This is a genomic window from Roseinatronobacter sp. S2 (assembly GCF_029581395.1).
GTDB lineage: Bacteria > Pseudomonadota > Alphaproteobacteria > Rhodobacterales > Rhodobacteraceae > Roseinatronobacter.
In genome coordinates this window covers 1,236,099-1,262,102 of the sequence record NZ_CP121113.1, presented here as the reverse complement: position 1 = coordinate 1,262,102, position 26,004 = coordinate 1,236,099, and the positions used below count along the sequence as shown (strand labels likewise).

At 57.8% G+C, this 26,004-nt stretch carries 23 protein-coding genes and 2 tRNA genes; 9 read left to right on the top strand and 16 right to left on the bottom strand.

The features are described from left to right. Positions 1–82 precede the first annotated feature (82 nt). The 4 genes from ttcA to rpmH are packed head-to-tail and all read right to left on the bottom strand — an operon-like array spanning position 83 to position 1,846. Positions 83–952: a tRNA 2-thiocytidine(32) synthetase TtcA gene (gene ttcA, locus P8S53_RS05890; RefSeq protein WP_277806215.1), complete on the bottom strand. Its 870-nt coding sequence runs from the start codon at positions 950–952 to the stop codon at positions 83–85. Positions 953–1,008: 56 nt separating this feature from the next. Next, the gene (gene yidD / locus P8S53_RS05885) at positions 1,009–1,263 is read right to left on the bottom strand and encodes a membrane protein insertion efficiency factor YidD (RefSeq protein WP_277806214.1); all 255 of its coding nucleotides are present in this window, start codon (positions 1,261–1,263) and stop codon (positions 1,009–1,011) included. Next, positions 1,260–1,673, bottom strand: coding sequence for a ribonuclease P protein component (rnpA, locus tag P8S53_RS05880; RefSeq protein ID WP_306417880.1), 414 nt, complete (start codon positions 1,671–1,673; stop codon positions 1,260–1,262). The genes yidD and rnpA overlap by 4 nt, the downstream gene beginning before the upstream one ends. Before the next feature lie 38 nt (positions 1,674–1,711). Next, a complete protein-coding gene (rpmH, locus tag P8S53_RS05875; protein WP_277806212.1) occupies positions 1,712–1,846 on the bottom strand; it encodes a 50S ribosomal protein L34 in 135 nt (44 codons plus the stop codon). 267 nt (positions 1,847–2,113) lie between these two features. On the opposite strand from rpmH, the gene P8S53_RS05870 reads away from it, so the two are divergent. The 4 genes from P8S53_RS05870 to P8S53_RS05855 all read left to right on the top strand — a co-directional run bounded on the left by P8S53_RS05870 (position 2,114) and on the right by P8S53_RS05855 (position 5,806). Then, the gene (locus tag P8S53_RS05870; protein WP_277806211.1) at positions 2,114–2,848 is read left to right on the top strand and encodes a TVP38/TMEM64 family protein; all 735 of its coding nucleotides are present in this window, start codon (positions 2,114–2,116) and stop codon (positions 2,846–2,848) included. Beyond that, on the top strand, positions 2,845–4,236 hold the full coding sequence (locus tag P8S53_RS05865) for an NAD(P)/FAD-dependent oxidoreductase (RefSeq protein WP_277806210.1): 1,392 nt from the start codon (positions 2,845–2,847) through the stop codon (positions 4,234–4,236). Before P8S53_RS05870 ends, P8S53_RS05865 begins: the two co-directional genes overlap by 4 nt. A 24-nt stretch (positions 4,237–4,260) precedes the next feature. Continuing rightward, on the top strand, positions 4,261–5,658 hold the full coding sequence (locus P8S53_RS05860; protein WP_277806209.1) for a HAMP domain-containing sensor histidine kinase: 1,398 nt from the start codon (positions 4,261–4,263) through the stop codon (positions 5,656–5,658). Positions 5,659–5,729: 71 nt separating this feature from the next. Continuing rightward, positions 5,730–5,806, top strand: a tRNA-Arg gene (locus tag P8S53_RS05855). A 455-nt stretch (positions 5,807–6,261) separates the two neighbouring features. On the opposite strand, the gene P8S53_RS05850 is transcribed toward P8S53_RS05855, so the two are convergent. The 7 genes from P8S53_RS05850 to P8S53_RS05820 form a co-directional block, all read right to left on the bottom strand. Beyond that, entirely contained in the window at positions 6,262–7,218 is a 957-nt protein-coding gene (locus P8S53_RS05850; RefSeq protein ID WP_277806208.1) for a succinylglutamate desuccinylase/aspartoacylase family protein, read from the bottom strand. Between the two features lie 11 nt (positions 7,219–7,229). Beyond that, positions 7,230–8,087, bottom strand: coding sequence for an N-formylglutamate amidohydrolase (locus tag P8S53_RS05845; RefSeq protein WP_277806207.1), 858 nt, complete (start codon positions 8,085–8,087; stop codon positions 7,230–7,232). Further along, on the bottom strand, positions 8,084–9,085 hold the full coding sequence (locus tag P8S53_RS05840) for an ABC transporter ATP-binding protein (RefSeq protein ID WP_277806206.1): 1,002 nt from the start codon (positions 9,083–9,085) through the stop codon (positions 8,084–8,086). The genes P8S53_RS05845 and P8S53_RS05840 overlap by 4 nt, the downstream gene beginning before the upstream one ends. Then, complete coding sequence (locus P8S53_RS05835; RefSeq protein ID WP_277806205.1) at positions 9,082–10,065, bottom strand: ABC transporter ATP-binding protein; 984 nt, start codon at positions 10,063–10,065, stop codon at positions 9,082–9,084. The genes P8S53_RS05840 and P8S53_RS05835 overlap by 4 nt, the downstream gene beginning before the upstream one ends. A gap of 1 nt (position 10,066) precedes the next feature. Next, positions 10,067–10,981, bottom strand: coding sequence for an ABC transporter permease (locus tag P8S53_RS05830; RefSeq protein WP_277806204.1), 915 nt, complete (start codon positions 10,979–10,981; stop codon positions 10,067–10,069). Continuing rightward, positions 10,978–11,958 (bottom strand): ABC transporter permease, encoded by a 981-nt coding sequence (locus P8S53_RS05825; protein ID WP_277806203.1) that lies wholly within the window; start codon positions 11,956–11,958, stop codon positions 10,978–10,980. Before P8S53_RS05825 ends, P8S53_RS05830 begins: the two co-directional genes overlap by 4 nt. A 75-nt stretch (positions 11,959–12,033) precedes the next feature. Beyond that, positions 12,034–13,614, bottom strand: a complete 1,581-nt coding sequence (locus tag P8S53_RS05820) for an ABC transporter substrate-binding protein (RefSeq protein WP_277806202.1) — start codon at positions 13,612–13,614, stop codon at positions 12,034–12,036. Between the two features lie 206 nt (positions 13,615–13,820). Here P8S53_RS05820 and P8S53_RS05815 point away from each other — a divergent pair, with 206 nt between their 5' ends. Both P8S53_RS05815 and argE read left to right on the top strand, forming a co-directional pair. After that, on the top strand, positions 13,821–14,753 hold the full coding sequence (locus P8S53_RS05815; protein WP_277806201.1) for a LysR family transcriptional regulator: 933 nt from the start codon (positions 13,821–13,823) through the stop codon (positions 14,751–14,753). Then, the gene (gene argE, locus P8S53_RS05810; protein WP_277806200.1) at positions 14,753–15,910 is read left to right on the top strand and encodes an acetylornithine deacetylase; all 1,158 of its coding nucleotides are present in this window, start codon (positions 14,753–14,755) and stop codon (positions 15,908–15,910) included. Before P8S53_RS05815 ends, argE begins: the two co-directional genes overlap by 1 nt. A gap of 40 nt (positions 15,911–15,950) precedes the next feature. On the opposite strand, the gene P8S53_RS05805 is transcribed toward argE, so the two are convergent. Continuing rightward, on the bottom strand, positions 15,951–16,799 hold the full coding sequence (locus P8S53_RS05805) for a hypothetical protein (protein ID WP_277806199.1): 849 nt from the start codon (positions 16,797–16,799) through the stop codon (positions 15,951–15,953). A gap of 174 nt (positions 16,800–16,973) precedes the next feature. Here P8S53_RS05805 and P8S53_RS05800 point away from each other — a divergent pair. Next, a tRNA-Ser gene (locus P8S53_RS05800) sits at positions 16,974–17,063 on the top strand. A 330-nt stretch (positions 17,064–17,393) separates the two neighbouring features. Here the strand turns inward: P8S53_RS05800 and P8S53_RS05795 are convergent. The 3 genes from P8S53_RS05795 to P8S53_RS05785 all read right to left on the bottom strand — a co-directional run bounded on the left by P8S53_RS05795 (position 17,394) and on the right by P8S53_RS05785 (position 22,848). Then, positions 17,394–21,464 (bottom strand): Eco57I restriction-modification methylase domain-containing protein, encoded by a 4,071-nt coding sequence (locus P8S53_RS05795; protein ID WP_277806198.1) that lies wholly within the window; start codon positions 21,462–21,464, stop codon positions 17,394–17,396. A gap of 197 nt (positions 21,465–21,661) precedes the next feature. Next, positions 21,662–22,195, bottom strand: coding sequence for a hypothetical protein (locus tag P8S53_RS05790; RefSeq protein ID WP_277806197.1), 534 nt, complete (start codon positions 22,193–22,195; stop codon positions 21,662–21,664). Further along, positions 22,192–22,848: a hypothetical protein gene (locus tag P8S53_RS05785; RefSeq protein WP_277806196.1), complete on the bottom strand. Its 657-nt coding sequence runs from the start codon at positions 22,846–22,848 to the stop codon at positions 22,192–22,194. Before P8S53_RS05785 ends, P8S53_RS05790 begins: the two co-directional genes overlap by 4 nt. Before the next feature lie 714 nt (positions 22,849–23,562). Here P8S53_RS05785 and P8S53_RS05780 point away from each other — a divergent pair. Together P8S53_RS05780 and P8S53_RS05775 are read left to right on the top strand one after the other, a co-directional pair. After that, positions 23,563–23,781 (top strand): hypothetical protein, encoded by a 219-nt coding sequence (locus tag P8S53_RS05780; protein WP_277806195.1) that lies wholly within the window; start codon positions 23,563–23,565, stop codon positions 23,779–23,781. Next, positions 23,778–24,110 (top strand): hypothetical protein, encoded by a 333-nt coding sequence (locus P8S53_RS05775; protein WP_277806194.1) that lies wholly within the window; start codon positions 23,778–23,780, stop codon positions 24,108–24,110. The genes P8S53_RS05780 and P8S53_RS05775 overlap by 4 nt, the downstream gene beginning before the upstream one ends. Before the next feature lie 65 nt (positions 24,111–24,175). Here the strand turns inward: P8S53_RS05775 and P8S53_RS05770 are convergent, their stop codons facing one another. Continuing rightward, on the bottom strand, positions 24,176–25,822 hold the full coding sequence (locus P8S53_RS05770; protein WP_277806193.1) for a MobA/MobL family protein: 1,647 nt from the start codon (positions 25,820–25,822) through the stop codon (positions 24,176–24,178). Between the last annotated feature and the right edge of the window lie 182 nt (positions 25,823–26,004).

Sequence of the window (26,004 nt, the reverse complement as noted above, 5' to 3'; positions counted from 1 at the left end):
CGTTTCCTGTCACATAATGGGTCGCGCCCGGTTCAACAGAAGCACTGGGCAAAGGTCAAGCGGTTTTCCCTGTTTTATCCTGTCACAAGGTCAGATCAGGGGGCGCATTCGGGTCGGGCGGGCGTTTGGCCCCGCGCGCAAGGGCCAGAAAGTCGAAAAGCTGTGGGTCCGGCATATGCGATGGACGCACATTCATCAAGGCACGGAACATGACATTCCGTCGTCCCGGACTGCGCTTTTCCCATTCATCCAGCAGCGCCTTGACCTGCATGCGTTGCAACCCTTCTTGCGACCCGCACAGATCACAGGGAATGATGGGGAAATTCATGGCCCGCGCAAACCGGTCACAATCGTCTTCTGGAACAAAAGCCAGTGGGCGGTAGACAAACATATCCCTGTCTTCATTCAGCAGTTTCGGCGGCATGGTCGCCATACGCCCGCCGTGAAACAGGTTCATGAAAAAGGTTTCCAGCAGATCATCGCGGTGATGGCCCAGCACCACAGCGCTGCACCCTTCTTCGCGGGCAATGCGATACAGGTTGCCACGCCGCAACCGCGAACACAGCGCGCAATAGGTGCGCCCTTGCGGCACCTTGTCCACAACAATGGAATAGGTGTCCCTGTATTCGATTCGGTGCGCGATCTGCATCCGTGTCAGGAATTCGGGCAGCACCGTCGCCGGAAAGTTCGGCTGGCCCTGATCCAGATTGCAGGCCAGAATCTCCACCGGCAACAGCCCGCGCCATTTCAACTCGATCAATGCTGCCAGCAATGTGTAGCTGTCTTTTCCGCCCGACAGGCAAACCAGCCAGCGCGCCCCTTGCTCGATCATGCCATACTGCTCGATCACGGCGCGGGTTTCGCGGATGATGCGCTTGCGCAGTTTGCGAAATTCGGTCGTGTCAGGGGCACCTTGCAAAATAAGCGGAAGATCAGCAGTTTCGTCAAGCATTCGGGGAACCATCCTTGATTATATGCCTATGCAATAAAACCCGCCGCACTGCAAAATCAGCGATGCTGTTTTGCATCATGATCGGCATCCGCGCCCGGCACGGGGTCATAGCCCGCCCCCCCCAATGGATGGCACCGCCCGATGCGCCGCATCGTAAGCCACGCGCCCTTGATCGCACCGTGACGTTCCAGCGCTTCCAGCGCATAGGCAGAACAGGTCGGCTGATAGCGGCAGCCATGCCCGACCCACGGGCTGAACACGACGCGGTAAAACCGCACCGGCAGCGAAAAGACCCATGCCAGCGGGGTCATTGCCCTGCCCCGTGCAGCTTTTGCAATACATGTTCCAGATCGGCGCACATGGCGCCAAAGTCGCGGCTGACAGTCGCATCTGGCCTGCCGACCAGAACATAATCCCAGCCTGCCTGCCCCTGCCCCGCCATCACAAGCCGCGCGATTTCACGCAAACGGCGTTTGGCGCGGTTGCGCATAACGGCATTGCCGACTTTCTTGGAGCAGGTGAACCCAACGCGAAAGGGGCTTTCATCGCCACGCGCGCGGGCCTGCACCAGAAATGCAGGACACGGCATGCGTTTGCCTTTTGCCACGCGCAAGAAATCAGCGCGCCGCTTCAGAATATCGGGTTTTTCATATGATAAAACCGCCGACGCATCCGCAGCGCAGGCGATTTGCCCAGCCACATCTGCTTTCGGCGGTGCCATCATGGTCCCTTCCGGCCCGAAACCTCGGGCCAAATACCTTAGGCCGACAGTTTCTTGCGGCCCATACGACGACGTGCGTTCAGAATCTTGCGGCCGGCTTTGGTTGCCATGCGTGCACGGAAACCGTGACGGCGCTTGCGGACCAGATTGCTGGGCTGATAGGTGCGTTTCATCGCTCCGTTCCTTCATTCCGGCAACCGCAACCCCTTCGGATTCGGCCACCCATCCAATTACAGACCCGCCAGATACGGCCCCGAACCGCGCAAGTCAATTCGCAATTGCACGGTTTCAAGTTGAATTTGGCAAAAATCACATCGGTCTGTAATATTTGCGCGAATATACTCGCAGGCGATCAACCTGTTGTGATCATGCTATCGCGCGCGAAACAATTGCGCCATCTGATACGAAGGTTAGGGACAATACCAATAAAGGATCGCCCCGTGAGCAACTCTGCCCCACTGCATTCGTCACGATGGCGCCAGCGCCTGCCCCTTGTGTTTATCGTTTGTATAGCAGTCATCGGCGCAATCCTGCTGCGCGATTATCTGGGGTTTGACGCGCTGCGCGACAACCGCGACGCTTTGGTGGGGTTTCGTGATGCGCATTACACCCTGACGGCTGCGATGTTTGTCGTGGCCTATATCGCAATCGTTGCCTTTTCGCTGCCCGGCGCGACGGCGGCCACCCTTACGGGGGGCTTTTTGTTCGGGCTGTTTCCGGGTGCGCTGTTCAATTTAGTGGCCGCCACGACCGGGGCCGTGTTAATTTTTCTGGCGGTGCGCGCAGGGTTCGGGCGTGCCATGGCTGCCAGGATCGATGCCAGTGACGGGCGGATGAAACGCCTGACATCCGCCATCCGTGAAAATGAAGCGCCTGTGCTGTTTTCCCTGCGGCTGATGCCGGTGCTGCCGTTTTTTGTCATGAATGTCATTCCTGCCCTGATCGGCGTGCGCCTGTCTGTCTTTGCGGCCACGACCTTCTTTGGCATATTGCCGGGCGGCTTTGTCTACACATGGGTTGGCGCCGGTCTGGGCGAAGTGTTTGCCCGCGATGAAACGCCGAATATGGCCATCATCTTCGAGCCGCATATCCTTGGCCCGCTGCTGGCGCTGGCGGCACTTTCCGCGTTACCTGTCGTCATTAAAGCGCTGCGCAAAAAGGAAGCCCCGCTATGAGCGATCTGAACACCGACATTTGTATCATCGGCGCAGGGTCCGGTGGCCTGTCCGTGGCCGCAGGGGCGGTGCAGATGGGCGCGCGCGTTATCCTGATCGAAGGCCATAAAATGGGCGGAGATTGCCTGAATTATGGCTGTGTCCCGTCCAAGGCGCTGCTGGCACAGGCCAAAGCCGCCAAGGCCCGCGGGGGCGCAGAGCCGCAGGATTTCCGCACGGCGATGGACCATGTGAATGCCACCATCGCCACGATTGAACCGCATGATTCCGTTGACCGGTTCGAAGGGCTGGGCGTGCAGGTCATTCAAGGCTACGCGCAGTTTACCACCCCTCACACGGTCAAGGTGAACGGCACCACCATCCGTGCGCGCCGTTTCGTCATTGCCACCGGATCAAGCCCGCTGGTGCCCCCGATCCCCGGTCTGGACGGCGTGCCGTTTATGACCAACGAAACCCTGTTCACGCAACACGATTGCCCCGGCCACCTGCTGATTATCGGGGCAGGGCCAATCGGGCTGGAAATGGCGCAGGCCCATCGCAGGCTTGGCGCAAGGGTCACCGTGATTGATGGCGCATCCGCGCTGGGGCGCGAAGACCCTGAGGCGACAGAGCTTGTGGTGACACAGTTGCGTCATGAAGGCATTGAAATAATCGAGCACGCACAGGTCGAGAAGGTTTCAGGCCGCGCCGGCGCAATAGAAGTGCAGGTCAAGGGCGGCACCATATTCGCAGGCACGCATCTGCTGGTGGCCGTCGGGCGCAAACCCAATCTGGAGCGTTTGAATCTGGATGCAGCAGGCATTACCCATGACCGCAACGGCATTAAGGTGGGCGCCGATCTGCGCAGCACGAACCGCCGCGTATTTGCCATTGGCGATGTGGCGGGGCATGGGCAATTTACCCACCTTGCAGGCTATCATGCGGGCCTTGTTATCCGGTCCATCCTGTTTTCCCTGCCGGTCAGGGCGCGGCACGACCATATCCCGCGCGTCACCTATACCGACCCCGAACTGGCCCAGATTGGCCTGACCGAAGCGCAGGCACGCCAGAAGTTTGGCGGGCAACTTAGCGTGCAGCGTATCGGGTATGACCAGATTGACCGCGCGCAGGCAGACGGGCGCACCGACGGGTTCATCAAGCTGATGGTCGCACGCGGACGGCCTGTTGGTGTCACGCTGGCAGGCGCGCAGGCGGGCGAGTTGATCGCCCCGTTTGCGCTGGCGATCGCCAATAACCTGAAACTTGGCGCGATTGCCGCGACAGTGCTGCCATACCCGACATTGGCGGAAATCGGCAAACGTGCGGCTGGGGCCTATTTTTCGCCCAAGCTATTTGATAACCCTATGATAAAGCGCGTCGTCAGAATGGTGCAGAGATGGCTGCCCTAAGAATCGGCGCGCGCATGAGGGAGCATGTTCGTCAACACGCTGTCGGGTCGGTTCCTGTTGCTTGCCGTTATCTTCGTGATGCTGGCAGAGGTGCTGATTTTTGCGCCATCGGTGGCCCGCTACCGCGAGGAATACCTGCTTGCGCGGCTGGAACGCGCACAGATCGCATCGCTGGCGCTGCTGGCGTCCGATGGGTCCATTGCGGGGGAACTGGCCGGGGAACTTCTTGAAAACGCAGGCGTTTTTAACGTAGTTCTGCGCCGCGACGAAGTGCGCGAACTGGTCCTGTCATCCCCCCTGCCCGGCCCTGTCGATGCAACCTATGACCTGCGCACAAGCACCATGTTCACCCTGATCAGGGATGCGTTTCAGGAACTGGGCGCGCGCGAAACACGCATCATCCGTGTGATCGGCGACCCTGTGCAACGTGGCGGATTGCTGATTGAAATTGCGCTGGACACGCGTGATCTGCATCAGGAATTATGGGATTACGGCCAACGTATCCTGCTGCTTTCGCTGGCGATTTCCATTTTTACGGCGTTGTTGCTGTTTTTGTCCGTGCGCTGGTTCGTTGTTACACCCATGCGCCGGGTTATTCAGTCAATGGCTGTCTATGCCGAATCCCCGCAGGATCAGACACGCATCATCACCCCGCAATCCAGCATCCGCGAATTGCGCGATGCGGAAGAAGCGCTGCACAAGATGCAAAACGATCTGACAGGGCTTTTGCGCCAGAAGGACCGCTTGGCCCAGCTTGGCGGGTCGGTGGCCCGCATCAGCCATGATCTGCGCAACATGCTGACAACGGCGTCAATGCTGGCCGACCGGATGGAAGCCAGCGATGACCCAAGCGTAAAACGCGCCGCCCCCAAACTGGTGGGGTCATTGTCGCGCGCCATCAACCTGTGTGAAGCCACGCTTGCATTCGGCAAGGCCGAAGAACCACCGCCCCGCCTGACACGCGTGCAACTGGCCCCCCTGATCGAGGATGTGATCGAAAGCGAACGCCTTGCCCTGACCGACGGGGCGCAGGTGACATTTCTGGCCGATATTCCGGGCACGCTGCATTTGCGCGCCGACGAAGAGCAGCTGTTTCGTGTGCTGCACAATCTGGTGCGCAATGCGCGGCAAGCGCTGGAAGCCACCCGCCAGCCCGGCGTGATTGAGATATCGGCGCAGGACAGCAAGTCTGATGGCCAGAACGGTGTGTGCATCCGCGTGGGCGACAGCGGCCCCGGCCTGCCGCCGCGCGCCCGCGACCACCTGTTCGAGGCGTTTCAGGGCGGTGTGCGCAAGGGCGGTGTCGGGCTGGGACTGGCGATTTCGGCAGAGCTGGTTCACGGCCATGGCGGCCGGTTGGAACTGACGCGTTCGGACGAAGACGGGACAGAATTCCGCATCTGGATGCCGAATTCAAATTGACGGATATTTTGTGAAAATACTTGCAAGCCCCCCTTGCAATGCCCGCAACAGGCGGATAGTTAGCCCCCAACGCGCCCGTAGCTCAGCTGGATAGAGCACCAGACTACGAATCTGGGGGTCAGAGGTTCGAATCCTTTCGGGCGCGCCATACCTTCACTTGCATGTGTAATTATTGGTCCATACAGGCGATCCAGCGCCACATGTATGCTGCCTGAACGATGCCTTGGGCGGCTACAGCCGGGCTGCGATCATGCGAAGTGCAACCGCATGGCGGGTCGGATTCTGGCCTTTTGCGGTCATTCGCGCTTGGACCAAGCCCGCGCCATCGGTGGGCCGGGGTCTGCCGATCCAACGGTGTAGGGGTTCACTTTATGCAGGCGGCATACTCCAAAGCTCAAAGGCTTGAGACAACATCAGAATAATCGGCAGGCCGCGGGACGGCCCACCGATGGCGCGGCGGCCTGCGGCCTTTGCTCCGCGCCTTGAAGCATTCCCAACGTCCCCTTCAGGCCAGCACCACCCAACCGGATGTTTCAACCTGATCCGACGACGTTTTACGATGCAGGCCGGTTTGCATTTTTCGCAACCGCCCGCGCGCCCGCCTTATGCGACAGGTTGCGCAAGCCGGACGGCGGTTTTGCCGGGCCAAAGCCGCTCTGACGGCATGATCAGAACCGTGGTCGGGTGCGGAGCGCGGATTTCGCGCTCACCGTCATGGCCGATCAAGCTGCCTTGGGGCAAATGCTCGAACCCGCGCCAGTCACTTGCGAAACGGAAATTATCAGTTTCGACCGTCACAGGGCCGGACACTTCATAAAAGCGCATGGCGTCAGGCACAGGCAAGGGGCGGTGCGTGGCCACAAATTCCTGTGGCACCACACCTGTCGCGGCCAGAAAGGCCAGCGTCGTATCAAGCGCAATATCGGCGGCAGGCAGTTCCCAATGCTGACCGCATTCGACCAGCAATGCATTGCGTGGCGAATGCTCATCCGCGAAATCCGCATAATCGCGCATCCGCACACCTTCATCATGGCCGCGATCACTGACCGCAACGGCAGGTGTGCCAACCGCGCGCGCCAGTTCACGCCCCTTGGCCAGCGGTCCGGCAATCGTCAGCGGTTCGGTTTTGTGTTGCATCGAATGAATGTCCAGCAACAGATCAACACTGTCCAGCCAGGGCCGGATTTCGCGTGCGCGCGCCAACTCGATCGTCAGCTTGCGGTTGGCATCTTCCAGAACCTGCGCCGACCACAGGCGGTTGAAATCCTCATCCACCCAGCGGCTGGCATTCGGGTTTGCCGCGTCAAACGCATGATAGGCGGCGGTGTTGATGAAAGCCAGCGACAGCCTGCCCTGCCGGGGGCGTACATCATGTTTGAACAGCCAGTCCAGCGCGATGGCACCACAAGGTTCATTGCCATGCACCACCGCACTTACCGCAACATGCGGGCCGGGCTGGCCGCTGTCGAATGTCCAGATATAGGGGGTGCCGGTATTTCCGGCCGCGTATGCGCTGATATCGGGCGGGGTCAGTTCCACGGGATAGGAAAAGAGTGTCATATTCTGGGCCTTTATGATTGGTCAGCAGCAAATTCGGCCAGATGCACTGACAGGTCATTCAACATCACTTGCAGGGACGAAAATCCGTCATTGGGTTGGCGTGTGGCCTCATTCATATACAGGCTGCGGTTGATTTCTATCTGTATGGAATGGCGGTTCGCGGCCGGGTTCCCGTTTGCGCGCACCAGCTCCATCCCCTTATACGGATCGTTAATGCCGACCGACACGCCGCGCGCGACCAGAAAATCGCGGATGGTTTGTGTCAGCGCAGGCGCGCATGCCGTGCCATCGCGGTCCCCCAAAACAAAATCGGCGCGCGTGGTGCCCATCGGTTCGGGCGACATGGCGCTGGCATGGTGCGGCATGGAATGGCAGTTGACGTGCCAGACCTGCCCCCAGCGGCTGTGGGTCGCATCCAGAAGCGCGCGCAGTTTGCGCTGATAGGGTTGGTGATAGGTGTCGATGCGGTGCTGCACCTCTGCCGCGGTAAGGGGGCGGTCATACATCGGCGCGCCATCCGGTGGCACCCGCGTCCAGCACAACCCTATGCCATTGCGGCTTTTGACAGTTGGGCGCAGGGCCATGGCCAGCGTGCCCTCAATCTGCGCGGGGTCCAGATCATTCACCGCGCGGTTGGTATCTGCATAAGACCGCGGGAAAAGCGCATGAAGCATCACACCGCCAACATCCACCACACCCGCAAACAGGGTATGGACATGCGTATCTTCGGCCATGCGCAGGGCCGCGCCGTCCGCGATGGGGCGAAAATCGGCGGGATAATCGGTGCCGGAATGGGGGCTGTCGAACACCAAAGGCACATGCTGGCTGTCCGCGCCCACGACTTCCAGCACACCGGGAATGATGGTCATTCGACACCTCCGTCTTCCAGATGGCAGGCCACGGCGCGGGGGCCGGTATGCCGCAGGGGTGGCACTTCGCGCGAACATCTTGGTCCGGCAAAGGGGCAGCGTGTGTGAAAATGGCATCCGGGCGGCGGGTTCATCGGCGATGGGATTTCACCCTTGATCGGCTCGAACCGGCGTTTCTCGAATGACAGGCGGGGCACTTCGGCCAGAAGCGCCTGCGTATAGGGGTGGCGGGCGTCGGCATACAGTGCCTCGGTCGGGGCTATTTCCACGACGCGGCCCAGATACAGAATGACCACCCGATCCGAGATATGTTCAACCACGCCCAGATCGTGGCTGATGAACAGATAGGCCAGCCCCAGTTCGCGGCGCAACCGCATAAACAGGTTCAGAACCTGCGCCTGAATGGACACATCGAGTGCGGCCACGGATTCATCACAAATCAGGAATTGCGGGCTGACAGCAAGCGCGCGCGCAATCACGATACGCTGGCGCTGGCCGCCGGAAAACTGGTGCGGGTAGCGGTCGCCGGCTGACGGTTCAAGCCCCACGCGTTCCAATGTGTCCGCCACGAATTCGCGGGCCTGCGATTGCTTGATGATGCCATGATACACAGGCGCTTCGGCAATGATTTCGCGCACCCGCATCCGCGGATTAAGCGAGGACATGGGATCTTGAAAGATCATCTGGATCTGTAGCGCCGCAGCCTTCGTCTCGGCGCGGTTGCGGGTGGTGATGTCAGCACCCTGAAACAAAATTCGCCCCTCAGTGGCGGGCAGCAACCCCGCGATCATCCGGCCAATGGTGGATTTGCCCGACCCGCTTTCGCCGACCAGCCCCACCACCTCGCCGGGGGCTATGGAAAAGCTGACATTATCGACGGCATGCACTGTGGCGGGTTCATGCCCTACCCCCATGCGCGCGGCCATGCGCGCGGCCATATCGTGTTCTTCGCGAAACAGCTTCGAAAGGTTTTCAATTTCAATCAAGGCATCGCTCATTGTGCCACCTCGGGTGCCGGTTGCATCGGGTGGATACACCGCGCGTGTTGCCCTGTCGGCATTTCGCGCGGCAGTTGTTCGGCACGGCAGGCATCGGTTGCTTTCGGGCAGCGGGGCCGGAATGCGCAGCCTTGCGGCAGATCCAGCAAGGGCGGCGTCATACCGGGAATTTGCGCCAGATCGCCACCGCGCTTGTTGCGGCTGGGGATCGATTCGATCAGCCCATGCGTATAAGGATGCGCCGGATAGCGCAGCACGGTGGCCGCCCGCCCCTGCTCGACAATGCGGCCCGCATACATCACGGCAATATTGTCGGCCAAGCTGGACACCACGCTAAGATCATGGGTCACCCAGATCAGCGCTGTGCCGCTGGTTTCAGCCAGCTTCTGCACTTCGGCCAGAATTTGCGCCTGAATGGTGACATCCAGCGCTGTGGTCGGTTCATCCGCGACGATCACTTCGGGGTCGTGCAGCAGCGCAATGGCAATCGCCACACGCTGGCGCATGCCGCCCGAAAACTGGTGCGGATAAGCGTCCATACGTTCAGCAGGTGACGGGATGCCCACACGCGCCAGCGTGGCAAGGCAGCGTTCGCGTGCTGCTTCTTTGCTGATGTGCACATGCGCCTGAACCGCCTCGATCATCTGGGTGGAAATTTTCAGCACGGGGTTCAGCGTCATCATCGGGTCTTGAAAGATCATCGCGATATGGCGGCCACGAATGGCCTGCCATTCACGTTCGGACATATTGGCAAGATCGCGCCCCTGATACAGGATACGCCCGCCGACAATGCGGCCCGGTTTGTCCACCATCCCCATGATCGAAAATCCGGTGACGGTCTTGCCAGACCCGCTTTCGCCCACCAGACCCATCACCTCGCCACGGTTGACACTGAAGCTGACACCGTCAACCGCAGGGACAACGCCTGCACGGGTGAAGAAATGGGTTTTCAGGTCTTCAACCTGTAGAACAGCAGTCATATCAGCGCCTCAGACGGGGGTTAAGAACGTCGCGCAACTGGTCACCGACCAGATTGATCGCGATAATGGCAACCAGCAGGGCAATGCCGGGATACACACTGATCCAGTAAGCCCCTGACAACAGGTAGGAATAGCCATTGGCGATCAGCAGGCCCAGCGACGGTTCTGTGACCGGCACGCCCACACCAAGGAAGGACAGCGTTGCTTCCAGCGCAATCGCCTGCGCGATCTGCACAGTGGCCACAACAATCAGCGGCGGCAGGGTGTTGGGCAGCAGGTGGCGAAACATCACCCGCGCATGCCCAAGCCCCAGCCCGCGCGCGGCGGCAATATAGTCGCGCTGCCGTTCCACAAGCGCCGATCCGCGCACCGTGCGCGCATAATAGGCCCATTGCACGATCACCAGCGCGATGATCACCTTGTCCACGCCCTTGCCCAGAATGGCCAGCAGGATCAGCGCCACCAGAATGGCCGGAAAGGACAGTTGCAGGTCCACAACCCGCATGATCAGCGTGTCGACACGGCCGCCGAAATAGGCCGCAGTGATGCCCATTGCCATACCGATGGCCAGCGCGCACAGCGTTGCGGTGACCGCGACCATCAGACTCATCCGCAAGCCGTATATGATGGCCGACAGCATGTCGCGCCCCTGCGGGTCCGTGCCCAGCCAATAGGTCATCCCCCCAAAGGATTCCGACCCCGGTGGCATGTTGTTGTCCATGATCGACAGTTGCGACAGATCATAAGGGTTCTGTGGCGTGATCCACGGCGCGAAGATCGCAGACAGCGCCATCACCACCATCACAAACAGACCGATCATCGCCAGCGGGCTTGCTGCAAAATCCAGCATAGCGGCCCGCAGCGGGCTGATGGCCTTGGCCTTTTTCGCGGGCGTGGGGTTTGGGATATCGGTCATTGTGCCCCCCGCTGCGCCAGTCGCACCCTTGGGTCCAGCACGGAATACAGCAGATCAACAAGGAAGTTGATCAACACGAACAGGAATACAATCAGCATCAGATAAGCCACGATCACAGGACGATCCAAACGGTTGATGCTGTCGATCAGCAGCTTGCCCATACCGGGCCATGCAAACACGGTTTCAGTGACCACAGCAAAAGCGATCATCGAGCCAAGTTCCAGCCCCAGAATGGTCACGACAGGGATCATGATGTTTTTCAGCACATGCACAAGCACCACCCGCCGGTAGGACAGCCCCTTGGCGCGGGCGAATTTGATGTAGTCCTGCATCATCACCTCGCGCGTGCCCGCGCGCGCCAGACGGATGACAAGCGCCATCTTGAACAGCGCCAGATTGATTGCAGGCAGGATCATGTGTTTCAGCCCGTCCGCATTCAGAAAGCTGACCCGCAAGCCCAGAAACTCTGTCGTCTGGCCGCGCCCGCCCGCAGGCAGCCACCCCAGAAAGACCGCAAAAATCAGGATCATCATCAGACCTTGCCAGAAATTCGGCAGACTGAACCCCAGAATGGACCCGGCCATAATGCTGCGTCCGGTGAACGTATCGGGCTTCAACCCCGCAATCACGCCCAGCGGCACGCCAAACACGATGGCCAGCACCAAGGCAAATAACGCCAGTTCCATGGTTGCAGGCAAACGTTGCAAAATCACAGACATGGCACTTTCGCCATACACAAACGAGCGCCCGAAGTCGCCCTGTAGCAAGTTGCCGAAATACACCCAGAACTGTTCCCACAAGGGCCGGTCCAGCCCCATCCGTTCCATGACTTCCAGCCGCTGGCGTTCAGTGGCTTCGGGGTTGATCAGGATGTCGACGGGATTGCCAATCGCATAGACGCCGATGAAAACCAGCACCGCCATTGCAATCACGGCAAGCAGGCTTTGGCCCAGACGCCGAAGCAGGTACGCCACCATGACGATTTTCTCCGCTGGCAAAAGTAACGTGATGCGCCGGGATTAAACCCGGCGCATGTGACATGTGGTTGACGCTTAGTCTGCCCGAACCACGGCAGCACCCAATGTATATTGGTCCGCGCGTGCTTCATATTCCAGACCGGGGGCCAGTGCCCATGTCGTCAGCTCATAGTGGATAGGCACAATGGCGAATGTGTCCATCGCGATTGTGCTGGCTTCGCGCAGCAGCGCTTCGCGTGCATCATCATCGACCGTTTGCAACGCCTCGACCAGCCGGTCGTCGATTTCCGGGTTGGAATGGCGGGCAAAATTGGTGCCGCCAAGGCTGCGGTCAGGGTCGCGAGTGGCAACAAGCGCGCCCAGTGGCGACGACATTTCACCAGTGCCGGCACCCCAGCCCGCAAGGAAGGCCGAGAAGTTGAAGCCATTGCGGTCTGCAATGAACGCCGAGAATGTCTTGGCGTCTACTTCAGTCTGCACGCCAACCTGTGTCCACATCTGGGCTACAGCCTGCGAAATCGGACCATCGTTGATGTAGCGGTCATTGGGCGTGCCCAGCACGATCGAGAACCCGTCTTCATAGCCCGCTTCCGCCAGCAATTCGCGCGCACGGTCGGGGTCGTAAGAAATGGCCGGACGGTCAGGGTTGGTGCCGAACATTGGCGCGGGCAGCAATTCGCCTGCGGGTTCCGACAGACCCAGCATCAGCCGGTCGCGGATGGCTTCGCGGTCGATGGACAGCGCCAGCGCTTCACGCACACGGACATCCTGTAGCGGGTTGGTGTCACCATCGATCCCCGGTGTGGGGGCATCACCCTGATCCAGCGCAACGTAAATCACGCGGTTGGACAGGCCCGAGGATATGGTGAAACCATCCCCTTCAATCCGCGCGATGTCCTGCGTGGGCGGGTTTTCGATCATATGCACGTCACCTGCCAGTAACGCGGCCACGCGCGCGCCGGAGTTGGTTAACGGGCGCATCACGATTTCATCCCATGCGGGCGCATCGCCAAAGAAATTTTCATTGCGCGACAGGCGCAGTTCTTCGCCGCGAATATAAGCGCCCAGCGTGTAGGGGCCGGTGCCGATCGCAAAATCAGGGCTGTTGAATTCTGCCGATGCGGGCGCGTCGCCAACACCTGTGCATTCGTCGCCACCAAAGACCACTTCATCTTCAGCGCCCGAGACACTGGCCGACACAATCCCGAAGGTGGACAACTGGTTGGGCAGCAGCGGCGCGGGGCCATCGGTTGTGACGATCAGGGTGTAATCATCTTCAGCCTCCAGCCCGGCGATGGCGCGGGTATACAGCGTGAAGGGCGATGGTGCGTCAGGAACCAGTGGAATACGGCAGATTGTGTAGATCACATCGCGCGCGGTGAACGGGTCGCCGTTGGAAAAGGTGACACCTTCGCGCAGGGTAATGCGCCATGTTGTGTCATCAACCGCTTCCCATTCCGTGGCAAGGCCCGGTTCCAGAAGCTGGTTCGCGTCCTGCACGATAAGGGGCGTAAAGATATGGCGGGCCAGTGCGTTATTCGGGCCAAGGTTGTGATAATGCGGGTCCACGGATGTGGGTTCGGACGCAAGCCCGATCCGCAGCGTTTCGGCGCCAACAGCGCCCGCACACAACGCAAGCGCCGCACTGGCGGACATTAATAGTGCTCTTGATGAAGTATTGGGCATTTGAAGCTCCCTGTTTGTGGTTTTCGCACGCCTTGCGCACGGCGTCTTCTTGATCTTTTGACAGGGCGGCCCGCGCAAGTGCATGACCAACACAAGCCGCTCTTGCGTTAAACGCTACGATGCATTAATAGCATTGTAAATAGAAAACATCATAACCAAAACGCATAGGAGGCGCGGTGCCTGACGAGAATAGCAAGAATGACGGTTCGGACATAAGGTTACGGGAACTGCGCGTTCTGCGCGCCATTGTGACCACCGGAACAACAACGGCAGCAGCCGATCTTTTGGGAATTTCGCAGCCCGCAGTCAGCCGTGCGCTGGCGCAACTTGAAGAACGTCTTGGGCGTGCATTGTTTTCACGCGAAAGCGGCCGCCTGCTGCCCACAGCCGAAGCGCTGGGTGTGGATGCGGAACTGGACATATTGTTCAAGGTTCTGGCCCGTATTGAAAACCCCGACCGGCGCGCACCCGATCCCACAGTGCCCCTGCGCATTGCCGCGCCCCCCACCATCGCGCACCGTTTTCTGCCCGGCCCTGTCGCCGATTTCGCGCGCCGCTTTCCCGAGCAGAAGATCTTGATTGATGTTTTGTCCAGCGATGTGCTGGTCACGCAGGTCGCCGAAGGGCGCGTGGACATCGCCCTGTCCGATGCCGAACCCAACCATGCCGGGGTTCGGGTAGAACCGTTCCGCGATTCGGATGTGGTGTGTCTGATGCAACGCACTGATCCTCTGGCCACAAAACCCGTCATCAGACCTGAAGATCTGGACGGGCGCGCCTATGTCGCGCAGACCCGCCGCCATTCCGCGCGCGTCGCCAAGGACCGCGCGCTGGCCGCAGCCGGGGTGCAGCCGAACATAACCATTGAAACCGCGACCGTTGTTTCGGCAGCAGAACTGGTGCGCGAAGGGCTTGGCGTTGCGCTCATCAACCCTTTCCCCACCGCCCTGCGGCTGGACCCCAGCCTTGTTACCCGCCCGTTTGCGCCGCGGATCACCCTGCAGACCAGCTTTTTGTCGCCCGCAGACATCCGCCATTCGTCCGCCACGCTGGCGTTCATGGCGATGGTCCGCGCGCGGGCCAACCAGACCCACACCGGAGAAATCTGATGCCAAGTGCTGCCACGCGAACCGCCCTTGAAGCCCTGATTGGCTTTGACACCACCAGCCGCAATTCCAACCTGCCGCTGATCGACTGGGCCGAAGACTGGCTGACACGCCACGGCGCCACCTGTCGGCGCATCTATGATGAGACAGGAACCAAGGCCAATCTTTGGGCAACCTTCGGCCCCGCCGACGTGCCCGGATGGGTGTTGTCAGGCCATACCGATACAGTGCCCGTGGACGGACAGGACTGGAGCACGGACCCGTTCTGCCTGACCGAACGTGACGGGCGGTTTTTCGGGCGCGGAACATGCGACATGAAGGGCTTTGTCGCCTGCTGTCTGGGCCTTGCCCCTGCATTGCAGAACGCGCAACTGGCACGCCCCGTGCATCTGGCCCTGTCCTATGATGAAGAAGTGGGCTGTATCGGCGTGCGCGGATTGCTGCGTGACCTTGCCGCGCAGCCCGTCCGGCCAATGGGGTGTATCGTGGGCGAACCGACGCTGATGCAGGTCTGCATCGGGCATAAGACAAAACGCAGCCTGCGCGCCACATTCACCGGCACCGCAGGCCATTCGTCGCGCGCGCCGGAATTTGTCAACGCGGTCGAATATGGCGCAAGGCTGATTACGCGGATGCAAACAATCGGGCGGCGGCTTGCGACCGAAGGACTGCGCGACCCGCTTTATGACACCCCGCACAGCACCGCACATGTGGGCACGGCACATGGGGGGACCGCGCTGAACATTGTTCCCGAACGCTTCGTGACAGATTTCGAATTTCGCGTCCTGACCCAAGAAGATGCCGATGCACTGGTGAGTGAGATCCGCAGCTATCTGTTCGATGAATTGCTGCCACAGATGCAGGCCACCGACCCCGCCGCCGGGATTGAACTGGACCTGATCGCGGCGTTCCCGGGGCTGGATACGGATGCCGATGCGCCAGTCGCGCTGACGGCGCGCAAACTGGCCCGCAGAAATGACAGCATCAAGGTGGCCTATGGCACCGAAGGCGGGCTGTTTGACGAAATGGCAGGCATCCCGACAGTCGTCTGCGGCCCCGGTTCGATTGGCGAGGCACATCGCGCAGACGAATTCGTCACGCTTGAGCAACTGGACGCCTGCGAGCGCTTCTTGCATGGCGTCATTGACGAATGCCGCTAAGGGTTTGGCAGCCTGCCAATACCCGCGCCATCAGCGCGGATCAAAGCGTATCGCTGCCAAGTATCCGGCCCAATGCGCGCCCGACGCGCCCTGACAGCCCGACAAAAACCGCGTCAAACGCCTGAAACATTGCACGGTTGAACGCAACGCCGGGCGGGCTGGCAGAATATTCGATATAGTCCTGTAACTCTGCGTCACTCAGCGGCTGGTAGGCCATCAAAAAATAGGATTCGATCCAGTCCACAACATCGCGGCGTATGTCCGGCTCCTGTGCCTGCACAAGATTCAGCAAATCCTCGGCACTGAAACCGGCACTCGCCCCTTCTGCCAGCATACCCCGATAATATGCATAACTTGTGTTCATCCCAAGCGAGACATTCAGCTCAATCAGGTCATTCACCGCGATACGATCGCGAATCATGGCCAACCGGCCCGCATCATCCGTGTCTTGTCGGGACGCGCGTGCATCCAGAAGTGCAAGCCGGGCCATTTCATCAACTTCGTCGTCCAGCAACGCCGCGCGGGCCGACACTTCCAGCCGCATGATGCGCTGCCCCAGATCCGTGGTTGCAAAGCGGATCGCGTCATCGCGGACCTCTGGCATCGGCTCCAGCGCCTGCTCCAGCGCGTCAACGAAGGCGGCCAGCATCTGGTCGGTGTCGTATATTCCGGCAAGCTCCGCACGCCAGATATCCAGCTCGCGCGATGATAGCGGCGCCGCGCCTTCCTCGCCAATGGCTGTCCTGCCTTCAGCCGCCATCACCTCGAACAGTTCAGGCAACAAGAACGCCTCGGACAGATTGTTGGCGTGTGCCGTGCGCAGGAAGGGCAACAGCGCCGTTGCGCAGACCACAACAATAATGCACGCACGCCATGCCTTGGCTACCATTCCTGACCCTCATATTTCTAGGTATGTCATGCAGCTTCTATCCCACCAGCAGTATCACGCAAACAACATTCACGCGATCCAACCGCCCCGCGCAAAATTTCCGCATTTTTGCGGCGCGGCACAATATTCCCCTTGCATGCACAGCCTGACCACAGTAACCACCACCCCGATCACGGAGAGGTGCCGGAGTGGTCGAACGGGGCGGTCTCGAAAACCGTTGTCCCTTTACGGGGACCCAGGGTTCGAATCCCTGTCTCTCCGCCAATTTTTGAAATGTCAAGTCAAAAATTTTCTTATATTTCAATAAGATAGGTGGCCCGCTTCCTTCTTCGGCGCCTGTTTTTGCTCGGGTTTTGCTCGGGTTTTGCTCAACAGGGCATGTGTGCGCGAGGCAGGATGGGAACTTGGTTCGCGATGAAAGCAAAATCGCGCTGACAGGCTCTGTGAGCCGAATCCAAAGCGTTCTGCTGCCATGCCAGCGAAAGACCTTGATCGCGCCCAGAACGGCTCACAGTGGCTCCCTGCGGCCCATTGCTTTTTTGTTGGGCAACCAGCGTCAAGGCTGTGCCTTCGAGAAACGCTGGTTGGGGGTGTTCACATGCTGATCTCTACATCAGGTTTGCCAGCGGCAAGCGCGCTAAACCAGGCAAGGCAAAGTTCTTGTGAACGATACATGCCGCCGTAGGCTTCCTCTTCATCACGCTTCACTTTGGGGAAGGTGGAGTAGATGAATCTGATGTCGTCGCGGTCGGTGATCCCATAGAGGTGGAAAAAAACGGCATCAAGTTTGGCGCGCAGTCCAAGGCGATGGTCAGCGTTCCAGACAAACGGTTGACGCACATTGCCTGCCTCGTCCACATAGCCCATATCATGTGCGAAGCTGGCCATATCGTGGGCTGTGTATGTCAGTTCAAGAACCGCGTCCTGCACAACTTGCGCGGCAGTCTTCTGCCCGAATGTCATCGACTGGAAACAGTTTGGCGGAATGATCGGAAGTTGTTCCAAAATATACTTATTGAGGTTACGGCTTTGGATCTTGTTTCGAGCAACATAATCGCAGGGTATCGAATTCAGGTTGGCGAGAAGCAAGGCGGCCATCTGGGCATGAAGTCCATCGAGAAGCGGCAGCTTGTTTCCTGTGCCCACTCTGGGCACCATTGCAGCGATCAATGAGCGTTCGTTGTTGGTGTTGCAGATATCATTGAAGCCTATGGCATAGCCTTTTTGCATTCCCCTCATTTGGCTTGATGGCACCCAATATCGGGGTTCGGTGACGAAATCGGGTGAAGCCAAGTCGTCGTCGGTTGAATGCACGGCTTGTCCTTGACCGCTGACAGATCCAGCGGGAGTTATGATTGACGCATAGCGATGATTGTAAATCTGAACGCTTTTGCCCTCATACAAGGGAAACCACAGATCATTTGCTGTTTGATAACGGTGCTGCCCTATGGGCCAAGCATTTTCACTTTCGAGAAGTTCTGCTTTGGTTCTGAAGTGCTGACTGTCATTGGTCATGTGAAACATTGTGAAGTATTTACAGTTCCAGTGACCTTTCTCTATTCCATTTTCCACGCGAAAGAATACAGGTGCGGTGCCATACATATGAGACACGATTTGAGCATCGCGTTGTGATCTAAAGATAGGGAGTGTTCCTGTGTTGGGGTTGACCGTGGTCAAAGTGTCAACGTCAATCTGCACAGTCAGATTGTTCTCTTTCGTTGGAAGTGAATGAAGCTTCACAGCGTATTGTATCGAGTCAAAGGTGTTTTCAGTGTTTGTCAGAACGATGACGGTGGGCTGATCCTCCGCGTGAACATCTTTGAACAGCCATCGCCGCTTGTTTTCAAACGAAATGAAAGATTTCAGTTTTTTGTTCGAGGTGACATTTGCCACATACTTTGCGCTGGTTTTGTCTGTTCCAATCCCGATCGGAACCAACAGACCAATCATTCCGTTTTTTGCTGTGAGGGTATGGGCTCGTTCGACGAACAAAGAATAAAGGTTGATGTCGCCGCCAGAGAGCAACGGGTAATCACCAAGACTTCGTGCGACAGTGATGGCGGTTTCTGCCCTTTCAGCGGCTTTGGCATATTCCTTTGCCAAAGGGTCGCCCGCTGTTTCGAGGGCCGCGATCATGTTCTTGCGATCCGAGGCGCGCGGTGCTTGAGAAATCTCTGGGCGCCGCTCTGCAAACCATTCAACCTGTTGCAGTTTCATGCGGTCCCAAGGCGGGTTGCCAATGATTGCGTCAAAGCCGCCTACAAGCGTGTCTTCTTCCCAATTTGACCAAACGCCAGGGAAAGCAACTTGCCAGTTCAGAAAGTTTTCCTCGGCAATGAGCAATCTCGCTTGGGCCAAGATCTCTGCAAAGCGTTGGTCTTTTTCACGTTTGATCTTTGGTTCTCGGTTTCCCATGGCAATGGCCAGCGGGTCGCCAAACTGCCCGTCAAAGAAGACCTTGAGCGCTGCCTTGCCTGATTTGTCTTTGGTGTCGATCCAGTTGAGTGCATGGATGAATTTCAACAACGCGTCGAGCGGCGCTGTCATTTCTTCAACCTCGGCGAACACATCTGCTGATCTGTGCGCTTCGGCAATTTCGGCGTCTGTCAGACCCTCAACAATCTGCATTTTGGAAGCGGCACGCAGGGCGCGCTTTATGGGTTCGTGCAGAAGAAGAGGCGTTCCATATGTTGCGGCTTTCTCAATGCCTTGCTTGACCCATGAACCAAACAGGCTGTCTCCGCAGCGCAAATGGTGGTCAAGAAATGACAGAGGTGCGCCAACCGTGAAGGTGTGAAGCCACAGCGCCACTTTGGCCAGCTCCACCGCCATGGCGTTCTTGTCCACACCATAAATGCACCTTTTGAGAACCATGCGGCGAATGATGTGACGGTCATCAAGTTGGTCTTCGTCGATTGTCCACTTTCGCACATCGGCGTTGGTGAGAATGGTGCCGCGAATGGTTTCAATGCGTTCGCCCAACGGGGAAATGTAATCTCCCCATTCTTTGGGAACATCTTGTTCTGCGTCTGCCATCGCTCTGATGACATGATCAGCCAAGAAGTCGACAAGGCTCACGAGAAAATGCCCTGACCCCATTGCGGGATCACAGATTTTCAGTTCAAGCAATTGGGTCGCGGGATCAAGGGTTTTCAGCGTGCTCATCTTGCGATGGTCAGGCAGGTTGCTGTCGGCCAGTTCAGCGACCTTGGCACGGAATGCACGCTTGCGCGCGTCAATCAAGGGTTCCAGAGTTTCCGCCAAGATCAGTTGAACGAGATCATCAGGGGTGTAGTAACTGCCTGAAGCTTTGCGCGCGAAAATGTTGGGTCGAACAGTGATTACATTTTCGTCTTCGACAACTTCGTATTCCAGAAGCCGTTCGTAGATGGATCCCAATTGTTGAACCGAAAGGTTGCGATAATTGATGTATTTTCGTCCATCAGTCGTTTGCTCAAACGACATCGCGTCAATGACGCGGGCCATGACAGAATCGGGTATGCGGATGTTGGTCAAGATCGCGTGGCGTTCTTGGTCGAACAGCCCGCCATTGTAAGGCGGCAGGCCGATGGAGGTGTCGCCTTGATCAATGGCGATAAACAGGTCGGCAAGGGCAGCCCAGTAACGTGCGGCTGTGTCAGAAAACGTGTCGTCGCGGTCTTTTCGTTCTTTGACGTCGAATCTGACTTTGTTGCGCAGCCCGTAATCATCATAGCGGCTGTCACGAACAGGCAAGAGATCTCGGTCTTCGGCATAAAGAATGAACAGGAGGCGGTAAAGCAAGATGAGTGCTGCTTGTCGCACCTCTTGCAAGTCGGCCTCGGGTGCGGCCTTGACAATGGCTCGCACCAAGTCCGGAAAGACTTGGCCAAAGACCTTGTTGGACAGGTCTTCAGCAACACGCTCTTCGTAGACCCGCCCCTCTTCGAGGGCCTTTTCATGAAATGTCCGCTGGTCGCTGCCAAGTGGCACAAAGGCGTTGCGCCGGAAAATCAGGAAGAACACCGTGAGCCAGTGTTGCTTGTCGCCGTCATTGAGTGCGAACAAGCCTGCGTCGTGGCCTGGGACATCCAGAATGGTGGCAAGGTCCAGCTCAAAGAACTGTTCAGAAATCGACCGTGCGCCCGAGAAGTAGAGGCGCCATTTTGCCCCGTTGGTCAGGATTCCCCACCGCAGGTTGCCGCTTGTGATGTCATCAATTCGTCGCAGGTAGCGCAACATCTGGGTTGAAGGCGCGGTTTCCTCGCCTCGCTTGCCAGAGCGGCGATCAAGAGGACGCCCCCAACGCTTTGACTCCACAACGGCGCGCCCAAAGCCGTAGCGCTTCCACTCTTCAGGGAAGCCGTTGGCCTTGGCTTTCACCTCCGTGCTTTCGAACATGAGGCCATCGGGGACGTCTTCACGGCCCTTGGGTGAGAGGTTCTGCTGTCTAAGGGAGTCTGTCCACCCAAGGACTTCAAGAATCGGCCAGATCAGGTCGTCTTCAGTTTGACTCTCGTTGGGGGTCTGGTCTGTTGGAAACTTGTCAAACAGGTGTTGGAGCCGTGATTTGAAGGCTTCAAGAGACGCAGGATCGATGTCTGCCCACTCCGAGACCGTTTGGATGGACTCTGTCAGGAAGTCAGAAGTGAACAGACTTCCTTGGCTCGCTATCTCGGTGCTCACAAACAGTTTCCTGACTTTTTGACGCATGTTCAAAGAGGTAGCCTGAAGATGGCTTGTCGCCTTTGTGGCACTGTCGAGCTTTGTGTTCAACGCAAAAGCACAAAGACAGGAGGCAGTTCTGAAGGTGTAGCCTGGTTATGAATCTGGACAGTTGTCAGGCGCCGCCAAATGAGAAACCCCGCCCTGCGGGGCTGTCATCACTCATTGGAACACCGCTTCTTCCAAGCGATTTGTTCGTGTCCCGTGGGTGTGTATGAGTGGCCGCATTTCACCCATTCTTCTTTCAACAAGTTGCCGTCCTCGTCCCACCATTGATATGCGGGCCCATCTTCTCTGTGGAGTTTTCCTTCTTTCCGCCACTCTTCCCTGACTAACTCGAATGTGTCCAAATCGAACTCTTTGACCGCAGGGCCGTCGAGCCTGTGCATTCCTTGCAGCCAGTCGAAGGGTTTCTCACTTGTGCCCCACTGCGGTTCCCACCACCGCTGCTCCCAGCGTTCCATCAACAAGCGTCCGTTTTCGTCCCACTCCTGCAATGCTGGCCCGCCTACACGGTGGAGATAACCATCGAAAATCCACTGTTCTTGTTTCAGTTGTCCGTTTTTATGCCACTCCTGCAAGGCGGGACCGTCTGCCCTGTGTGGCGTATCGCCTTTGAACCATTCTTCTTCCATCAATCGCCCATTTGCGAAATGCTTCCTTTGGACTCGGGTTTTGTCTGTGCTGCTCATCTCAAATCCTCACCGCTCAATGTCGGGGTGGTTTTCAATGATTTTGATGAGGGCGGCATGATCTCTGGTGATTTGCGCAGTTCTGTGATAAATTTTAGGCGATCGCCATTCCAGAAGATAGCAGGGTTGATCCAGAACAGGTGGGGTAGGTTTGAGCGTGCAATGATACCTTTTTTGATGAGTTCATCGATCGCTCTGTAAAATGACGCCTGACTGTAACCTTCACCTCGAACAGTTTTGTGGTAGTTGTCCGCGTCTTTGGCGTGCAGATAAACCACGTCATTCTCTTTCTTTTCGCCAACACTGGCCATGACGACTTCAAACAGCTTCTGCGCGTTCTTCGATGTGTCGAAGAAGATATGTAGAAACCTTGTAAAAACTTTGACAAAAGAATCTGAATCAACTTCATAAACTTTTGAGATTTCGGCCAACCCTTCTTTTGTTCCTGAAACAATACCGACCATCATCTTTGGATCATCTACTTCAAGGGCAGTTCGTTTTTTTCTGGTTTCCATTTCGAACCCATACCAAAACGGATTTTCCAACCAGAGGATCTTCTCCTCGGTGTTCGTCTTCACGGTCGTGAATTTTGCCGGGACCTTTTCAGGGATGTGTGATCCGGGTGGTCTGTAAACGCTGTTTGCATGCTTCATTTTCTGATCCTGCCTTGTTTTTTCTCAATGCAAGATAGGAACTTTCTCAAAAAACAACAAAATTCAGAGAAGGTTTCTCAAAATATAGAGAGTAAACTTCTCTGCCCGTGAGAATCGGAATTGAATGAATTCAATGACTTGGTTTATTTCCCTTCTTATTCTTTAGGAAGCCCCCGATCTGGGTGTTGACTTGCCCACTTCTCGGGGGCGGCTTCGCCGCAACCAAGTGCAGCCGTTCCAGCGCGCGCGGAGATGTTCGCCGTGATCAGTTTTCCAAGTAGAGGCGGCTCATTTGTTAGCCCCTCTGCCTTTCTGTTGTCATCTGCGCTGCGGAAAATACTAGCGGACTCAAGGGCTTAGACTGCCCTGTTCTGTTGTGTGCTGTGGCCTCTCGATCACACCCGCCCGTGTCGGGGGGTGTTTGCCCTGTAAGCGGCAAAAAAGTGACGCCATATGCCCATGACTTCGAACCCGCTGACGGGTCGCCTCGCAACAATACAGGAGTCCAAATGACAACACAAGACCTTTTCAACGCGTATGAACACGCCGCCCGTGTCGCCGCCGCTCAACAGACCCCCGCCGCCGTCGCCGCCTTCGTGCGTCTCGAACGCGCCGTAGATGAACACAACGCTCAAATGTGCGCCCTCTCCCGTGCTCGTGCGCTTGTGTCTGCCTGAACCATCCAACCCACAACCAAACAAAGAAAGATCCCAGATGAAAACCCAACCAAACACCCCCGCCGCCGCCGCCATTGAACTGGCAAACAAAATCGCCTGGATTCAAACTCTTCCTGATCTGTCCTGCGATGTCGAAGATGATCTTCAGTCAGGTTGGGCCTATGCTTGGCCCGGTGAAGATGATGATGACGATATGACCGAATTGGAATCGGGCTGGGCTGATGACTTCGGCGATGATGAACAGGGGGGCGCGTGAAGATGAACCAACCGCTCAACACACTGTGTCTCGAAACCTTTCCCGTCATCAATCTGGCCCTGTGTCTCGCTCGTATGCGTGTGGGAGTCCCAGATGACATCAGGGAAGAACCAGGGTTGGACTTGATAAATGAGGAAGAGGTTTTGGCCGCTCTGGCCTGTCTTCCCGACCAAAGCGTGTGTAATGACGCTTTCAAAATCAACCTGCACCCCGATTCGGCTGTTGTCCTCAACGCAATGGATGACTTTGATTTCTGCCCTGAAAACACCCGTCATTTTGCGCTGGGTCTGTGTCTCTTTGCGGCCCTTCACATTCGAGGCGCGTTTTGATGTGTTGGTGAAGCGCAGCAACGCTGTGAACAAAGAAAGGCCCCGCCGTTTGGTGGGGCCTTCTGTCATCTCTGTGGCGGGCTTCTTGTTCGCTCTGCCCTCGGCTTCAAGGCGGGTGGCTGTGGTGGCCTGTGTGGCCTTGGTGGTCGCAAGGCCTCACCTTCTCTTGGCAACATGGTTTTTGCCGCCTGCTTGATGATGGCCTCTTTGTCTGCGTCTGTTCGCCTCGCCTTCGGTTCGGGCGCAGATGTTTGTCGCTGCACCCGTGCTGGGCACTCCTGTGAGGGGCCTAGCGGCTCCTGAGGACTCTCCACTTGCTGCCAAGGCCGCGGCTTCTTTGTTGGCTTGTCCGCTTGATGTGCGGGGTCTGCCTGCGTCCCTGAAAAGAAAGCCAACACACGGCCAAACAGGCTGTCTTTCTGCTTCTGTGGCTTTGGGGGGGCTGCTGTCTTCGGCGTTGGCTCGGTTTCGGTGAGTCCCTTCCTCAACAAAATCACAATGCTCTCCTGTTCAGGATTGGGCTGTGTCCATGTTTTTGCCGACGCTTGCGGGGGTTTCTCTGGTGCGGGCTGTGGCTTTTCCTGTGTTGCAGGGCGCAATTGCAAGACACCCTTACCCTTTGGCCGATTCTGTCGCGGATCTGGATGTATAGGCGTAGCTAGAGCCTGCTCTTGTCTGCGTTTCTCCAGCTCTTTTTTCTTGCGCCTGTCTGCTAGTTTGAAAGCCAAGACCCCGCTCTCCATCGCCGCCTCAAACAGGGCGCTGGTGTCCGCTATGGCTTCCGCTGCGGTGTGGTCGCCCTCGTCTCGGATCTTGCCGTCTGTGTTTGCTGCCTTGACCAGTGCGGTGGCTTTGTTTGCCTCGCTCCACAAACCCAACATGGCGACGTTGCGTCTCTTGATCCGTTTTGCCTCTCTGTAAAAACGCGGTGCCAAAGGCACGGGTTTGCCCTGTGCCTTGGCTTGTTCTGCGGCTTTCTCATGCTTGCGCGCAACGGCAACCAATCGTGGGCCAAGGTGTCGCTGTGGCTCTTGCTCTGGCGCGTCTCCTGCTTCGGCTCGGCGGCTCAAGGATCGGTGGTCGATCATCTCTTCCACGCCCGCCTTTTTCAGGGCGGCGTTGGCTCTCTTCGCCCATGCCTCCCGCATGTGTTCAAACTCTTTTGATCCCGTTGTGCGGTCGTCCAAAATGCGGGTCTTCTTGCCAAAGGCTCCATCTGCCCCAACCTGTCGGCTGGTGATCATCACATGGGCGTGTGTGTTCTTTTTGCAGCCTGGCGTGGTGTTTGCTGTTGTCATCATCAGGTGGTTGGCTGTGGTCGGCTCGGGCGTTGTCTTGGGGTCGTGAACAACCCATGAACAGGCAACCCCATAGCGATCCCTCATCATCAGGCAATGCCCGTTGAGTAGTTTCTCCTGTGTGGCTAGGTCCAACTCGTGGGGCAATGCCAAAACGATTTCACGGGCCGTGATGGAGTTTTTGCGATTCTCTGCGGCCTCTGCGGCGTTCCAAAGTGTTTCGGGGGTGTCGGTCCAACCGATCACACCCTCGGCCACAAGGTCGCCTTTGCGTGTGAAGTCGTGGGCTAGGCCTGTGCGTTCGTCCGTCATGCGTGCATTGTGGCGATAGGCCGCCGCCGCAACTGCGGATCGCCCGGCGGATCGTTTGATCGCCTGGATCTTGTGGTGTGCTGCGGCGTGCGTCTTTCCCATTGTGTGCGTGTCCCTGTCGTTCGTCTTTTTCGGCCCTGGCAAGGGTCGCCCCCTCGGAGCGGTAGCGTGAGAGCGCAAGGGTGGCCTGTGGCCGCCGCAAACCTTGGTTTGCTTACTTGCGCCCTTCAATCCTTCGCTCCGCATCAGATTTTCAGGGGCGGCTCGCTTTGCGCGCCGTGTTC

Coding starts and splice junctions, on each gene's coding strand:
- ttcA (WP_277806215.1), bottom strand. CDS start 952: ATGCTTGACGAAACTGCTGATCTTCCGCTTATTTTGCAAGGTGCCCCT.
- yidD (WP_277806214.1), bottom strand. CDS start 1,263: ATGACCCCGCTGGCATGGGTCTTTTCGCTGCCGGTGCGGTTTTACCGC.
- rnpA (WP_306417880.1), bottom strand. CDS start 1,673: ATGGCACCGCCGAAAGCAGATGTGGCTGGGCAAATCGCCTGCGCTGCG.
- rpmH (WP_277806212.1), bottom strand. CDS start 1,846: ATGAAACGCACCTATCAGCCCAGCAATCTGGTCCGCAAGCGCCGTCAC.
- P8S53_RS05865 (WP_277806210.1), top strand. CDS start 2,845: ATGAGCGATCTGAACACCGACATTTGTATCATCGGCGCAGGGTCCGGT.
- P8S53_RS05860 (WP_277806209.1), top strand. CDS start 4,261: ATGTTCGTCAACACGCTGTCGGGTCGGTTCCTGTTGCTTGCCGTTATC.
- P8S53_RS05850 (WP_277806208.1), bottom strand. CDS start 7,218: ATGACACTCTTTTCCTATCCCGTGGAACTGACCCCGCCCGATATCAGC.
- P8S53_RS05845 (WP_277806207.1), bottom strand. CDS start 8,087: ATGACCATCATTCCCGGTGTGCTGGAAGTCGTGGGCGCGGACAGCCAG.
- P8S53_RS05840 (WP_277806206.1), bottom strand. CDS start 9,085: ATGAGCGATGCCTTGATTGAAATTGAAAACCTTTCGAAGCTGTTTCGC.
- P8S53_RS05835 (WP_277806205.1), bottom strand. CDS start 10,065: ATGACTGCTGTTCTACAGGTTGAAGACCTGAAAACCCATTTCTTCACC.
- P8S53_RS05830 (WP_277806204.1), bottom strand. CDS start 10,981: ATGACCGATATCCCAAACCCCACGCCCGCGAAAAAGGCCAAGGCCATC.
- P8S53_RS05825 (WP_277806203.1), bottom strand. CDS start 11,958: ATGGTGGCGTACCTGCTTCGGCGTCTGGGCCAAAGCCTGCTTGCCGTG.
- P8S53_RS05820 (WP_277806202.1), bottom strand. CDS start 13,614: ATGTCCGCCAGTGCGGCGCTTGCGTTGTGTGCGGGCGCTGTTGGCGCC.
- argE (WP_277806200.1), top strand. CDS start 14,753: ATGCCAAGTGCTGCCACGCGAACCGCCCTTGAAGCCCTGATTGGCTTT.
- P8S53_RS05805 (WP_277806199.1), bottom strand. CDS start 16,799: ATGGTAGCCAAGGCATGGCGTGCGTGCATTATTGTTGTGGTCTGCGCA.
- P8S53_RS05790 (WP_277806197.1), bottom strand. CDS start 22,195: ATGAGCAGCACAGACAAAACCCGAGTCCAAAGGAAGCATTTCGCAAAT.
- P8S53_RS05785 (WP_277806196.1), bottom strand. CDS start 22,848: ATGAAGCATGCAAACAGCGTTTACAGACCACCCGGATCACACATCCCT.
- P8S53_RS05780 (WP_277806195.1), top strand. CDS start 23,563: ATGAAAACCCAACCAAACACCCCCGCCGCCGCCGCCATTGAACTGGCA.
- P8S53_RS05770 (WP_277806193.1), bottom strand. CDS start 25,822: ATGGGAAAGACGCACGCCGCAGCACACCACAAGATCCAGGCGATCAAA.